The 15,427-nt window shown below is 55.2% G+C and carries 6 protein-coding genes; 5 read left to right on the top strand and 1 reads right to left on the bottom strand.

The window, feature by feature from the left end; all coding sequences use genetic code 11:
* Positions 1-88 precede the first annotated feature (88 nt).
* Positions 89-2,338, bottom strand: coding sequence for a serine/threonine-protein kinase (locus Poly59_RS07385; RefSeq protein ID WP_222436059.1), 2,250 nt, complete (start codon positions 2,336-2,338; stop codon positions 89-91).
* Positions 2,339-2,954: 616 nt separating this feature from the next.
* On the opposite strand from Poly59_RS07385, the gene Poly59_RS07380 reads away from it, so the two are divergent.
* The 5 genes from Poly59_RS07380 (at position 2,955) to Poly59_RS07360 (ending at position 15,385) form a co-directional block, all read left to right on the top strand.
* On the top strand, positions 2,955-4,256 hold the full coding sequence (locus Poly59_RS07380; RefSeq protein WP_146533468.1) for a DUF1501 domain-containing protein: 1,302 nt from the start codon (positions 2,955-2,957) through the stop codon (positions 4,254-4,256).
* An 88-nt stretch (positions 4,257-4,344) separates the two neighbouring features.
* Positions 4,345-6,777 carry a PPC domain-containing protein gene (locus Poly59_RS07375; RefSeq protein WP_146533467.1) on the top strand — a complete coding sequence of 811 codons (2,433 nt, stop codon included), beginning with the start codon at positions 4,345-4,347 and terminating at the stop codon, positions 6,775-6,777.
* 55 nt (positions 6,778-6,832) lie between these two features.
* Entirely contained in the window at positions 6,833-9,346 is a 2,514-nt protein-coding gene (locus tag Poly59_RS07370; RefSeq protein ID WP_246151465.1) for a DUF1549 and DUF1553 domain-containing protein, read from the top strand.
* Positions 9,347-9,438: 92 nt separating this feature from the next.
* Positions 9,439-11,436 (top strand): c-type cytochrome domain-containing protein, encoded by a 1,998-nt coding sequence (locus Poly59_RS07365; RefSeq protein WP_146533466.1) that lies wholly within the window; start codon positions 9,439-9,441, stop codon positions 11,434-11,436.
* A 403-nt stretch (positions 11,437-11,839) separates the two neighbouring features.
* A complete protein-coding gene (locus Poly59_RS07360; RefSeq protein ID WP_146533465.1) occupies positions 11,840-15,385 on the top strand; it encodes a hypothetical protein in 3,546 nt (1,181 codons plus the stop codon).
* Positions 15,386-15,427 lie beyond the last annotated feature (42 nt).

Raw genomic sequence — 15,427 nt, 5'->3', positions numbered from 1 at the left:
GCCTGGCGGGCGATGGCTCGCTGTTGCTTTCGAATACCCGGTTCAATCGGCGAATTTAAAACAACCTTCGATACGTTGTCAGAGATACTTAGTTGTTGTTGTTTCGATTGGGGACATTGTTGGGGACGTCTAGCAGCAGTTGAGGGGCCTCGTCAGATGATTTTTCACGACTGACAAAACGCAGTTGAGCTTGGCCCCATTCACCAGTAATCGCGAACGTAACCAGCCCGTCGGATTCAGCGATAAAGTCGGTGATCCGTTGGTCGGAAATCTTAACTTGGTTGGTACCCGCGTCTTCAGGATTTGGTTCTTCCGGCACCGAGATTTCAGCCAGTAGAGGAAACTGGCTGAGAGTTTTTGGTGCGGCGTCCGATGACGGGGTTTGGTCCCACTCCAATTTCGCTTCGTTCCAGATGCCAACATCGCTAATCCCATAGACCTGTAGCGCGGCGCCGGCGGGGTGTTTGCTACCCACGACCGTCAAAATCAGGCCTGACTTGATCACGTGCTTTCTCAAATGCTTGACTTTTTCGAGGTCAAATCGCAAGTACGAATGGTTGATGGGAATCCCGTTTCGAGTACGAACACCGAAGCTCGGTCGCTTTCCAAGCTTTTCACTGACGCCACCGTTTTGCACCATGGCATCGGCTCCGCGTCCGTCGATTGTCGAGATGACTTCCCAGTGACTTTCGACAGCTGGCTCTTCAGCAGGCATTGATTCCGGTTCAGGGTCGGGGCGGTTCCGCACCGCTTCCGGGGCGGGCATTTTCGATACCGTCACAGACTCCGCCGTAGGAATCATCGGTGACGATTGTGGGTTCGATGGGGACGACTCCGGATTTCCTTTGGGCTTGTCGGCGCCGTTCCCCTTTTCGGTTCCCTTATTGCTACCTCCACCGTTACCGTTTTGGCTGTTTCCATTTCGGTTGTTGCTATTCTTGTCGCCGTTACCGTTGCTGTTTCCGTTACCACCATTCGCATTCCCATTGTTGCGTTTCCACTTTCCGCCATTGGGGTTCTGTTGGTTGGGACTGGGCGGTTGGTTTGTCTTGGGCGAAACCTCGGGCTCCGGTGCAGTGTTTAGGTTTTGGGTGGGAAAGGGGCCGGATGCCTGATCGACCACGTATGCTTCGGTGCTCCGTCCGAAGGTTGTAAAGAAGTAAGTCAGGACCGGCAACGCGATTAGCAGCACAGCAACGATCGCGATGATCGGCAGATAGACTTGCCAGCTTGGTGCGGCGTCCGACGCCGACTGCTTGATGGATTTTGGATTGACCGGTCGGGCAGTTGACATCGCACCTGAAATCGCGGCCGGTGGAACCATCGCGATGGGTGTCTGCGGCAGATTAGCGAGTGGGTCGTGGATCTCTTCGGGTTCGTCAATTAAGTCAAATGTCGAGACTGCGGACTTCTTCGTCACGACCTCCGACAAGCCTTCCTTCAAGCGGTTGATGGCCTGGGCCGTCTCGGTGGTTTTCTGACATTCTTCGCCGACACGCTCTAGTTCGTCCTGCAATCGGAGTGCTGACGAGACTCGCGCACGCGGCTCTTTACGAAGCAGTTTATGAACCAGGTCGCATAGCGGTTGTGGAATCGCAGGGTTGATTTCTTGGATTGGTTGCGGCCGGTGCGCCAAGATTGAAACCAACTGTCCAGGAACGGATTTGGCTTGAATCGGCAATTTTCCGGTACACATTTCGTAAAGGACCACGCCGAGGCTGTACAAGTCGCTGCGGTCATCCATTGGGTCCGAACGGGCTTGTTCAGGTGCAAGGTAACCAGGCGTGCCAATGACGGCGCCGCGTCCTGCCAATTGATCGACCGGAGTTGAAGCCAGGGCCAATCCAAAGTCCAGGATTTTGACGCGTCCGACTCCTTCTTGAATCCAAATGTTGGCGGGCTTGATATCTCGGTGCACGATGCCTTTGGCGTGAGCCGCAGCCAAACCACGAGCGATTTGCGATGCAAATTCGATGATGGTTTCGAATGAGAGATTGGGGTTAGATTTGTTGTACGACTCCAGAGTCTGGCCGGCCAACATTTCCATCGCCATGAACGGCGTGCCCTTGGATTCGCCGACTTCGAAAATCGTTACCACGTTGTCGTGGTGAATCGCCGCCATCGACCGTGCTTCAGTTAAAAATCGTTTGCGGCTGTTAGGCACGGCAGCGATTTTCTGATTCATCACCTTCAAGGCGACCGAACGTTTCAGTTTTATGTCTTCGGCACGAAAGACGAATCCCATGCCGCCGCGTCCAAGTTCCGAAATGATTCGGTAATGTCCAAGCACGCCGAGGTCGCCCGCCTGAGTCGGCGATTCCAGAAAATCGTAGGACACTGCGGCAGACATGAATGAAGTTCAGCGGAAGTGCGAGAGAAGTTGCGTCGAGCGGTTCTTATTGTAGCAACAGTCTTTGTCGTGATTCCACAGGCGAGTTGTCCGCGACGGCGGAATCGTGAATCGGTAAATACTGTTCGCGACGTTCGTGGCTAAACGGCCGAAAAAGCAAAGCGTGGTTAACGGATCGGTCGTTTTCGAACCACGCAAGCGGCCAGCCTGATCCAACGTCCTCTTTTTCAGCAAAGAAACCGCGATTTCCGAACTGTCCGGTTTTCGGCATTTTTGCGTGTTTTTACGCATCACTTCGACGGCGGACTGGTCCGGTAGAGGGGCGTTAGCATCGCTACGACCCCGGCAATTTGACCTAGTGAGTGCAATCGGATACGTTTAACCACGACAAAGGTTGAGATTTTCTCCACCGGTCAAATTACAATGCGTCTCTGACATCGACGCAGACCACTCGTTCGAAACGTTTCTCTCGCAGAACGCGTTGACATCGAGCCCCGCCAACTTGCTTCCTGCCCCCTTACATTCCTCCCTTGCCGTTTTGATGGCAAGTGGCGAATTCATCCCCTTCGGTCATGCCCAAATTCTTCGTAGGAGAATTCTTACCATGCGCTGTTACGGTAACCCCCTAAGTCGTCGCGGTTTTCTAGCTGCGGGTGCGTTTGGCGGGCTTGGCCTGTCGCTTCCCGAATTGCTGATGCGGCAAGCGATGGCCGAGCAAAAGCAATATGACTTTGTCGAGGCCAAAGCCAAGAGTGTCATCCACATCTACTTGCCCGGCGGAATGGCCCAGCAAGAGTCGTTCGATCCGAAACCTTACAGTCCGCTTGAATATCGTGGCGAACTGCGGCCGATCAAAACTAACACGGGCGAACAGTTCTGTGAAACGGTTCCTCAGCTAGCCAAGCGTGCCGACAAGTTCAGTATCATCCGATCGATGACGCACGGCGAAGCGGCGCACGAACGGGGGACTCATAATATGTTCACCGGGTACAAGCCCAGCCCGGCGCTTCAGTACCCCAGTTTCGGTGCCGTGGTCAGTCACGAATACGGCCCTCGGAATAACCTGCCACCCTACGTTTGCATTCCCAACGTGCCAAACGAGTTCGCAGGTACAGGGTATTTGCCTAGCAGTTTCGGTGGCTTTGCACTTGGTTCTGATCCGGCACGGGCAGATTTTAAGGTTCGTGACCTGGATTTGGCAGGCGGTGTGGACGAGCAACGTTTCGTGCGTCGCCGCGCCGCTCTTGATGTCGTCAACCAGCGATTTGTTGGGGCAACATCGGCGGATAACGTCAACGCGATGAACACGTTCTATCAACGTGCCTACGATTTGATCGATACACCCAAGGCTAAGGAAGCTTTCGATATCGAGAAGGAAGACGCTAAGACCCGTGATCGTTACGGGCGGAACGACGCTGGCCAGCGATTACTGATGGCCCGCCGGTTGGTTGAGTCGGGTGTTCGATTGGTCACGCTGACGTACGGTGGCTGGGACATGCATACCAATATTACCCAGGGCTTCCGCAACACGATGCCTACCTTAGATGTCGGTTTGGCGGCGCTGATCGATGACTTGTCGGAGCGAGGCATGTTGGATGAAACGCTGGTGATGGTAAGCAGCGAATTTGGCCGCACACCCAAAATTAACCCTGACGCTGGTCGTGATCACTGGCCCAAAGTGTTCAGCGTCATGCTGGCGGGTGGCGGTATCAAGGGCGGCGTGATCCACGGAGCCTCGGATTCAACCGCTGCCGAGCCGGAAAATAATCCGGTTTCACCAGCCGACTTGGCGGCAACGATGTACCGATTGATGGGCATCGTTTCGGACAAAGAATTGATGGCACCCGGTGATCGCCCAATCGAAATCGTCGACGGCGGCAAGTTGATCGAGCCTTTGATGGCTTAGAAAGCTTGATGCTTTAGGGAAATCGGAATGTAGCCGCCCGGCTACGTGTTATCTCGCACTCTGTGTTGTCTCTCACTTTGCGGAACTCATGAAAGCTCGATTCACATTTGCAGCGATCATCGGCGGATTGATTTTCTGCGTCACGGCGAAGGCGGCCTTTCCCGTCGTCAGCGGCCTCAGTCCGCTGGGTGTCGTCCGCGGCGAAGAATCCACGATCAAGTTCACCGGCGTCCGAATCGCTGATGCTCACAAGGTGTTGGCTGACCATCCCGGTATCGAGATTCTTGAAGTCAAGCCGATCGACGATAAGTCGGTCGAGGTGCGTTTGAAGGCGGACGCCAAAATGGCGCCGGGCCTATACCCGCTGCGATTGGTAACCAAGTCGGGAATCGCGAATTTGCGACTGGTTGGCGTCGGCGCAATGCCGATCGTTCAAGAGGTTGAACCAAACAATGACTTTGCCCAGCCCCAAGTCATTGGGATGAACCACACCATCGAAGGCATTGCCGATCGCGAAGACGTCGATCACTACGAAGTCGAGCTGAAGGCGGGCCAACGAATCAATGTCGAGATCGAAGGAATCCGTTTAGGTTATTCAACCAACAATCAGAACATCCTTGATCCCTATGTCGCGATTCTCGACAGCGGACAATTCGAGGTCGCCACCAGCGACGATTCTTCCTTGCTGCAGCAAGACGGGGTCTGCACGTTTGTGGCACCCGAAGACGGCAAGTACACGGTCTTGGTTCGAGACAGCGCTTTCGGTGGATCGCGAGTCAACGGGTATCGCTTGCATGTTGGTTCGTTCCCGCGGCCGGTTGCAACCATTCCGGCCGGCGGAGTGCCCGGCTCGGTGCTCAATGCGAAGTTGATTTCGCTAGATGGTTCCGTGACCGACGCGTCGGTGCAACTGCCCAGCGAATCGTTTGAGCGATGGGGCGTCGTCACCGAAGACGAAAACGGTATCAGTCCTTCGCCAAACTGGATCCGCGTGAATGACTTGCCCGTGGTGATGGAAGCGGAGCCAAATGACGACTACCGCAAAGCCCCTTTGACTCAGGCCCCTGCCGCGTTTTGCGGCGTGATCGAGAAGGAAGGCGACTATGACTGTTTTTCGTTCGAGTGCAAGAAAAACCAGAAGTTCCGCGTTCAGTGTTTCTCGCGCGACGTCGTGCGTTCGCCGCTCGACGCGGTGCTGAACGTCTTTGGACCCGACAATAAAACGATCGTCTCGTCCGACGATGCCAATGGCAATATGGACCCTTCGGTTGACTTCACTTGTCCGGCTGATGGGGTGCACACGCTTCGTGTCTACGACCATTTGCGCGGTGGCAGCCCGATTCATCACTACCGAATCGAGTTGACGCCAGCCGATGCGACCTTTGATCTATCGCTAAAAGAGCTTCGCCGTGATGAAGCCCAAGTCGTTAACGTCCCTATTGGTGGTCAAACCGCTGTGGTCTTGATGGCGACTCGCAAAGGTTACAACGGCGAGATCGTACCCGAGCTCGACGGTTTGCCACCTGGCGTCACGGTCACGACGTTCCCGGTGCCGCCCGGCCGCGGAGAAATTCCCGTCTTGCTGACCGCTGCGGCGGACGCTGGACACGATGCGGCTCTGTTTTCAGTTCGTGGTCATGGCGACGAAAATAATTTCAACGTGGTCGGTCAGTTCCGCCAGCAGCATAAGTTGGTGCTCGGGCAAAACCGTCGCCACATGTGGTCTCACGATACTGATCGCGCGGCGATGGCAGTCACGGGTGCCGCACCATTTAAAATTGAACTGGTCCAGCCTGCGACACCTCTGCTGCGTAACGGTTCGAAGAACTTGATCGTTCGTATTACCAAGGATGAAGGCTTTGACGAGGACGTTCGAATTCGAACGCTTTACAACCCGCCCGGCGTGGGTGTGAACAACGGACAAAAAATCGCCAAAGGAAAAACCGAAGTCGCGATTCCAATCACCGCCAACGGTTCGGCTGCGATCGGACAATGGCCAATGATCTTGGTCGCAAGCTACACCTCCAAAACAGGAACAGCGGAGATCACAACGCCGGCGATCATGCTGGATGTCCAAGATTCGATGTTCAAATACGAGTTTCCTAAGTCAGCTGCCGAACAGGGCACTGAGGCGACCGTTTCGCTGGCCATGGAAGTGCTGCGTGACCTACCCGGTGACGCCGAAGTTGAATTGGTGGGAATGCCCAACGGAGTAACCAGTACCGCTGCGATCCAAAAGATCAGCAAGGACAGCGCCGCCGTATCGTTCCCCATCCAAGTCGCCGCGGATGCCAAAGTCGGCAAACACAATACTTTGGTCGTTGTGTCTCGCGTGAAGGTGGGTGATGAAACCATCGACCAGACCACGGGAACCGGCGAGTTGCGCATCGATGCACCGTTGCCGCCCAAGAAGGACGCTCCCAAAGCGGAACCCAAGCCGGTCGCAAAGAAACCCGAGAAACCAGCGGAACCAAAACCACTTAGCCGTCTAGAAGTGCTCCGACAGATGAAGAACCAGTAACTCGATTCACCAAGTTTTGATTGCCATTCTGCTTGGCTTGTTTGAAAGTTTAATCATGACAACTACGTCTACCTTTCGATTGTTCGCGACGCGTCGGTCGCTGGCCCTTGCGATGTCCCTTGGCGTCGCGATGGCGGCTGGGGCATTGCCTGGGATTGCTGGCGAGCCCGCGGAAACACTAACCGCTTCGGTCAACAAAAATGTGCCGACACCGCCTGATTTGGCGGTCTATCCGAGCGAAATCAAGCTTGGATCTTCTCGTGATTTTCAGTCGTTCGTCGCGGTGATCCGCCGTGACGATGGAATCACATCGGACGCTAGCGACCGAGTCAATTGGTCAGTGGCCGACCCGTCGAAAGTTAAATTGGATGGGTTTCAAGTTCTGCCACTTGCCGACGGGAAGACGGAATTGGTCGGCGAGTATGCTGGCGCCGTGGTCCGTGTGCCTATCGAAGTCTCGGGTGCATCGAGTCGTCCTGCGATCAGTTTCGAAAAAGATGTCATGCCGGTTCTGACCCGGTCGGGCTGTAACACCGGATCGTGTCACGGTGCGGCGCGTGGCAAAGATGGTTTTCGCGTCAGTCTGTTCGGGTTCGATCCCGTCGGCGATTTTCACCGCATTACCCGTGAAATCGGTGTCCGCCGGATTAACCTGGCTGTCCCGGAGGAAAGCCTGTTTCTGAAGAAAGCCGTTGGCAGTGTTCCGCACACCGGTGGGAAATTGTTCGATACCGATAGCGATTACTACGCCACGATATTGGAATGGCTGCAGGACGGCGCGAAAATCGATCCAGACGACGCCAAACCACCAACCGTGGCCGAGGTCAATGTTTATCCACCTCAGGCGGTGATCGAGGGCGAAGGAAAGACTCAGCGGTTTGTGGCGGTTGCGACTTACAGTGACGGTTCGACTCGCGACATCACTCGGTTGGCTGCTTTTACGTCCAACAATCCCGGCACCGCCGCAATCGATGACCTCGGTGTTGTCACCGCCGGCCAACGCGGCGAAGCCTTTGTGATGGCTCGCTTTGATACCCACACAGTTGGCAGCCAAGTGCTGGGGCTGCCCGAAAACTTGCAATACACGCCGCCTAAAATCGAAGGCAACTACATCGACGAATTGGTCGGTCAAAAACTTAAAAAGTTGCGCATTCTGCCAAGTGGGCAATGCAGTGACGAAGAGTTCATCCGCCGAGTAACAATCGACATCGTGGGACAACTTCCCACCGAAGAGGAGTTTCGCCAGTTTGTTGGCGATCCGGCACCCGATAAACGCGCTGAATTGATCGATCGGTTGCTCGAACGAAAAGGGTTCAGCGAAATTTGGGCCATGAAGTTTGCTCAGTTGTTGATGATCAAAAGCACGAACGTCGTCAGCTATAAGTCGGCGTTCTTGTACTCCAATTGGTTGACTGACAAATTCGCTCGCAACGTACCAATCGATGAACTGGTGCGAGAACTATTGACCAGCACGGGTGGTACGTTCGCGTCGCCACCGACCAACTTCTATGAAATTGAACCTGACACCCTAAAGACCGCTGAAAATGTGTCTCAGGTCTTCATGGGTATTCGGACCCAGTGTGCCCAGTGCCACAATCACCCGTTCGACCGCTGGACAATGGACGATTATTACGGTTTCGCTTCGTTCTTCTCGCAAGTCGGACGCAAGAATGCTGAGGACTATCGTGAAAAAATCGTCTACAACCGATCGTCCGGTGAAGTCAACCACTTGGTCACCAAGAAGCCGGTGCCGCCAAGATTTTTGGGTGGCGAAGATCCGGATACCAAGGGCAAAGATCGCCGCGAAGTCGTGGCAAATTGGTTGACCAGTCCTGACAACCCGTACTTTTCGCGGTCGATTGCGAACCGCGTTTGGGCTCACTTCATGGGCGTTGGTGTTGTCGAGCCGGTTGATGACATTCGTGTCAGTAACCCAGCATCGAATCCAGAGTTGTTTGATGAACTTGGCAAACGATTGGTCGATTACAAGTTCGATTTTCGCCGCTTGGTGCGTGACATTTGCAACAGCGATGCCTACAGCCGCAGCACGGCCACGAACGAAACGAATGCTCACGACCATCTGAATTTCTCGCGAGCGACCGTTCGGCGTGTGCCTGCCGAAACGTTGCTGGATTGCATCAGCCAAGTCACCGAGTCGCCTGACAAATTTCGCGGCCTGCCGCTGGGTGCCCGAGCCATTCAGATCGCTGATGGTACAACGTCAAACTATTTTTTGACTGCGTTTGGCCGATCACCACGAGCCACAGTGTGTGAGTGCGAAGCAACGACCGAGCCGTCGTTGTCGCAGGCTCTGCACTTGATCAACGGCGATTCAGTTCACAATAAAATCGTGCGAAGTAAACTGGTCGAAAAGTGGATCAACGAGGAGAAGCTTTCGGCAGATGCAGTCATTGATCGGATCTATGCACGATGCTTGTCACGAATTCCAACTGAAAAAGAGAAGACGGACCTGATGGCGTCGGTCAAGGATGAACCGAATCAAGTGTTGGCTCTGCAAGACGTCTATTGGGCTGTATTGAACAGCCGCGAATTTGTGTTCAATCACTAAAGTGTTTCCGGGTTCGTCCGGGCACACGGGACTCGCTAAGACTGGTCATCGCTACGACTGGCTCTGGCTTACCATTTTCGAATGATTTCCCTATGAAACTTACCGTTACTTCGTTCGCATTGTTCGTGATGTTTGCTACGGGTTTTGCCGTGGCCGACGACGCCAAGACGACCGATGCGCCCAAGGTCACGTTCGAAGATCACATCAAGCCAATCTTCCGCCAGCATTGTGCCAAATGTCACAACCAGGGTGAGAAGAAGGGTGGGTTCGCTGCCGATACGTATTCGGGAGTCATGGAAGGTGGCGGTAGCGGCGAAGTAGTGTTTGATGATGGTGATGCCGACGGCAGCCGGTTGTGGCAACTGGTCAATCATGACGACACCCCTGTGATGCCGCCCAACCAAGATCGGATCCCTGATGATCAATTGAAGTTGATCCGCGCCTGGATCGAAGGCGGCATTCTGGAAAGTAACGCATCGAAAGCGAAGGCCAAAAAGAAGAACGTGTTAGCGTTTGTGGCCAGTTCGGGTGGGCGTCCCGAAGGCGGTGGTGCGATGCCAGTCTCGCTGCCTCAGTCCGCGCCTGTTGTAACGGCACGCCCTGCTGCGATTACAGCGATCGCCGCCAGCCCTTGGGCGCCGCTGGTGGCTTTGGCCGGTCAAAAGCAAATCGTGATGTACCACAGCGACTCGGGTGAATTGCTTGGTATCTTGCCTTTTGAAGAAGGCATTGCACAGTCTTTGAAGTTCAGCCGTGATGGATCGTTCTTGATCGCCGGTGGTGGTGAGCATGGTGTCAACGGCATCGTTGCCGTCTACGACGTCAAGACGGGCGAACGTGTGGCCGTGGTCGGCGACGAACTTGATACGGTTTTTGGCGGCGATGCGAATGACTCGATGACTCGGATCGCGCTCGGTGGTCCACAGAAAATGTTGCGAATCTTTGACGTGGCCGACGGCAGTCAATTATTTGATCTAAAGAAACATACCGACTGGATTTTCACGGTGGGCTACAGCCCCGATGGGATTCTGATTGCCTCTGGCGATCGTTCCGGTGGGCTCTGTGTTTGGGAGGCAGAAACCGGACGTTTGTATTTAGACCTGACCGATCACAAGGGCGCCGTGTTGTCAGTTGCTTGGCGGGACGATTCGAACGTGATGGCCAGTGCCAGCGAAGACGGCACCGTCAAGCTGTGGGATATGGTCCAAGGCAAACTGATCAAGTCGATCACTGCCCACGGTGGTGGTGCGACGGATGTGGCGTTCGATCACGAGGGTCGTTTAGTGACCGCTGGGAAAGACAATCGAGTCAAGTTGTGGGACCCGTCGGGTAACGCAATTCGCGAATTCGAGCCAATGTCCGAGGATGTGTTGGAAGTCGCGGTCTCGTACGATGGCAAGCGAGTCATCTATGGCGACTGGAACGGCCAAGTGATTTCGACGTTGACCGAAGATCCGGCTGCGAAGACTTCGTTGGCGTCAAACCCACCGCCGGTTGCCGTTCGTTTGGAATCTGTCAGGCAAACATTGACTTCGGTCCAGAATGATCTGGGACCATTGAAAGCGGCGCGTGATGCGGCCGGTGCTGCGGTCGCGGCAGCCAAGGCTCCGATTGACGCGCTGAATGCACAGATTGCTACCAAGAAGACTGAGTCCGAGACTGCAGCCGCAGCCGCGGCCGCAGCAATGGCGCAAACTGCTGCGATCGACGCCGAACTGCCGGCGCTGACGCTGGCGTCGCGAGACCTGCAAGACGCTGTCATTGCCGCGCGAGTAGGGTTGCAAGGCGGCTCAATCGACCTGGCAACTGTCGCCGACCGCGAGCAGGCGTTTGCGGACCATTTGTTGACCTTAGCAGCCAAGCGTCGATCGCGTATCACGACTAACGACTTGGTCGCCGTCCAAACCAAACTAGCTGCCGATCGAAAAGCCGAAGCGGACCAACTGGCGTCTACCATGCCGCCCCTGCAAGAGGCCCTGGCGGCCGCCAATGCGGCGGCGAAGATAGCCAACGACGCCTACGACTCGGTCGCCACCCGGTTGGCCGAAGTCCAAACCAAGCATGACCTGCTAGCCGCCGAAGTGAACTAGTCGTCGGTAACAGTTCATTCTTTGGGCTAGGCCGTGGCGAAAGTCGTCGAGGCTTTTGTCGAGTGCCCATTGAGCGGCAACTCGTGATTGGCTTTGCCGTCGGAAGCGGAGCAGAGCCGCTGGTGCCTCAAACTCGGAACGATCTGCCCGCCGTTTTGCCGATTATGCGGGTTATTTCTGTTTCGGACCCCCATTTCGAACTCGAACAGCTGAAATGGGGATGCGTCGGGCTTCTTTTCACTTTGCGGGCTGCGTCGTTTGCGTAAACTGTAGGCGGTGCGGCTGTGTCGAAATGGGATTCTCACGGCCGTCAATCTCCTCCACTTGCTCTCGATCTTCTCGTTGACGCGCGTCAAGCGATCCCAACGCTTGTTTTTGTGTGATCTGCGACCGAAGTTGACGCATGCTAATCTTCTCTTCAGCCAATATCCGAGCGTTTCGATCGAACCGGCGTCTGCGCCGTGTTGCTGCGTGCGCGATGAACGGTTGGATGATGATGATGCAGAGTTGGATGTTCGGGATTGCGATGTTTCTGATCGTTGGCATCGCCGTTCCTCCATCGCATGCCCAGCCGCCCGGAACATTGCCGCCGGATCAGATTTTCCAGCGAACCGACGAATCGCTGCCCATCCGCGCTTTCATGTTTCTGACCGAAGCTGAAAACAACGTGTTGATGCCGGGTGTAACGTGGGAAGAATACGAGCGGAGGATGAATCTGGATTCAGATTCCGAAGGGCTACAGCAACCGTTTAGTTACCAATCGCTTGCAATCACGGGTGTGACCGAAGACAGCCGCGCCGAGCTTGAAGTTACGATGAAGTTGTCGATCGAATCAACGAAAGACCGCTGGATCAAGATTCCGCTGGGGATGGCGAACTTTCACCGGTTGGCACCGCCGGATGTCAGCGGGATTGATGAGTACTCGATGTCGTTCGAGTCTGAATCGCTGGGGTACGTGCTGCATGTCAAGACTGCCGCTGTCGAGGACGCAATGGTGCGGATCCAGATGTCGTCGAGCGTGCAAATGCATTCTTTGAAGTCTGTCGAATTTCGGCTGCCCGATGTTCCCTCGCAGGTTCAATTGACGATCGACGACGGCAATGTCGATGGTGATGTGCTCGGACGCGGCGACGAGACACTACGGTCCTCGCCTAAAACTGGCAACAAGACTGAGTTTGCCATCGAGAGTGGTGGTGGGAATTTTGCCGTCCGCTGGGGAGAAATTCGCCGATCCGCGGACGACGCGCCCCTGTTAGAAGTCGATAGTCGTATCGACGTTCGTTGGGATTCGCCTCAAGATCAACCGATCATGTCGGTGCGATTGACGATCCGAAACGCGAAGGGATCCATCGAAGGATTTCAGCTTCGGCTTCCTAAAAATTCGGTAGTTCTGGACACGCCCCGGTTAGGGACCAGTGGTCAAACGATCGAGTTTCTTGAACAGGACGATTTGTCGCGAAATTCCGTGGGTGGCAATCGGAAAGGTGAAACCGATCGAAACAATCGCGATGATGACCTAGCAGGCGAACTGCGTACGGTTGTGATCCCTGAAGAAGAGCATCAACAACGAATCGAATTGAACTTTGATTTGCAGTTGGCGGCTGACGCGACGTCGCCGTCATCGCCGCTCGGATTCCGAGCGGTCGAGGTGGTTGGATCGCTGCGTCACCGCGGTGAATTGACAATTCAAACTAGCGGCGACTATCGCCTGCGCTGGCGAACGCGTGCGTGGGTGCGAAGTGAGTCGAGCGAATCGGCGGAAGAAGGACTTAGCAGCCGACTGTATCGATTTCGGTTCGATCGGGCTTCGTTTGAATTGCCGATATGGCTTTCTGCGAAGGAACGTCAAACTCGCGTTACGTCAGCGTCGGAATTGACGATTCATGAAGGCGTCGCTTCAATCGTGATGGACGTGCAGGTCAGCGGCCAGGCAACGGATGGGCGATTGCAGATCGATGATGCCAGTTGGAACATCAGCTCGATCGAGAATGTTGAGACGGGCGAACCGCTTGAATCATTCCGCTCGGATGCGTTACGCACGATTGATTTCAGCTTAGATGCTGGCGAAGGCAGTTCATCGATTCGGATTCGCGCCCAGCGATTGATCGACGACGAAACCGGCAATATCGAGTTTGCGATTCCTCGCGTGGTGGCTGACGACGAGAGTCTCTCGATTCAAAACGCGACTCTGAATTTGATCAGCAGTGGACGCACGATGTTGGTCGTTGATTTGGAACGATCCGAAGGACTCACTCGGATCGGATCCAGTAGCAACGAAACGACGAACACATCGACGATCAGCACGTTTCGAATGTTAAGTCCCGATGGGGCTGCGACGTTGGTCGGCAATTTAGTGGACCAACCGCCACGCATCACCCTTTCAAGCGATGCGACAATCGAGTTGGACGGTGACCAGTTGCGATCGACCGTTGACTGGATGGTCACGTCGCCGTTGGATTTGGAAGGTCGCTTGCCGATTCGCATCGCTAAACCGGCGGCCGTACCAACGACGCGACCAGGCGAGATCGCGTCGGCTGCCTTGACGGATGTCGCCAACGCAATTGGATCACCAAGCACGGGATTTTCCGCCGGCGAACTTGGTCGTTTCGATGGATTGTTGGCGTCGCAAAATGAGCCTTGGGTGGTGACGGTCGACGGGGTGCCTGCCACGCTTCGCGCACTTGATGACGATCGATACGAATTGATCTCGGAACGGTTGTCTCTTGGAACGATGGCAATTCGATGGCGTCTTTCGCAAAGTCGTCGATCATCAAGCGTCCAGCGTTCGATCGAAACGGTCTCGCTGCCTCGCCCCAACATTGCAGATGTCACGGTTCGTGGAAACGTTCGCGTGAATCTGCGAGGCAACCAGCAATTTGATTTGACGTCGACGGATTCGGTACCGGCGTCGACCTTGGATTTCGACTCGCTGCCTCGCGATCCACTGAGACTGCGTCTGCAGACTCGTGTCACCGCGACCGACGAAATTTCGATCCATCAAGCTTTGCTGCGAACGATCGTGGGACGTTCGACTCGTCAAGAACAAGTCATCGCGCGGTTGCAGGGTGGTGACAGTTTTCAGGTCGAACTGCCCGCTGGCACACCCGACGTCAGTGTCGAAGCGATGCTCGATGATGTGCGAGTGCCTGTCCAGCGGCAGGGCAACGCGTTGATCATTCCCCTCGCCGGTCATCAGCAGGCCGGCGATCAGCAGGTCCACGTGGTCGATCTTCGCGTTTGGATTGCGTTACCGACGTCATCATCGTTTGCGAGCATCCGTCCGATGATAAAGTTGCCGATCGGCGTCGGACGTGTTTACTGGCAGATCATCGCGCCAACCGACGGGCACGTGGTTTGGGCCTCGCCCACGGTCGGCCGGTCTATGACTTGGCAATTTGATCGCTGGCGATTGTCGCGAGAACCTAGTCACAGCAACGCTGCGTTGGCGGCGATCATCGGTGCCTCAGCAGATTCGTTCGACGAGACTCCGCCCGGCAACTCGTATCTTTACGTCGGATCGGATTTGCCGTCGTTCGAAGTCGTGATTGCTTCTCGCACGATCCTGTGGATTTGTGTTGGCTCGTTCGTGTTGTTGCTTGCGGTGTTGTTAACGCACATTCCCAAAACTCGCCATCCTTTGACGGCGGTCGTCGTCGCTGTCTTGTTCGCCGGACTATTAGCCGTAGCGCCGGATGCCGCTGTATTAGCTGGCCAACTAGGAATGATTTCATTGGTATTGGTGATCGTCATGATCACGATCCGGTCGTTGATCACTCCTAGCGGCGGCAACCGCGTTTTCACGTCGCCGAGTTCTGCGCCACTTGTGACACCCGCATCACCTGCACCCCCGTCGCACCCGTCAACACGAACGGTCAAACCGATCAGTCCCGAAACGCCAAGCATCGCATCAACCCAAGCGTTACCGAAACCGACCGAGGCCTCGCCGTGAAGTCTTGCGATGTTTCGTGTGCCCATTCAATCGCGTTGCGAT

The organism is Rubripirellula reticaptiva (assembly GCF_007860175.1).
GTDB classification, from domain to species: Bacteria; Planctomycetota; Planctomycetia; order Pirellulales; family Pirellulaceae; genus Rubripirellula; species Rubripirellula reticaptiva.
This window is presented reverse-complemented; position numbering and strand designations above follow the sequence as displayed.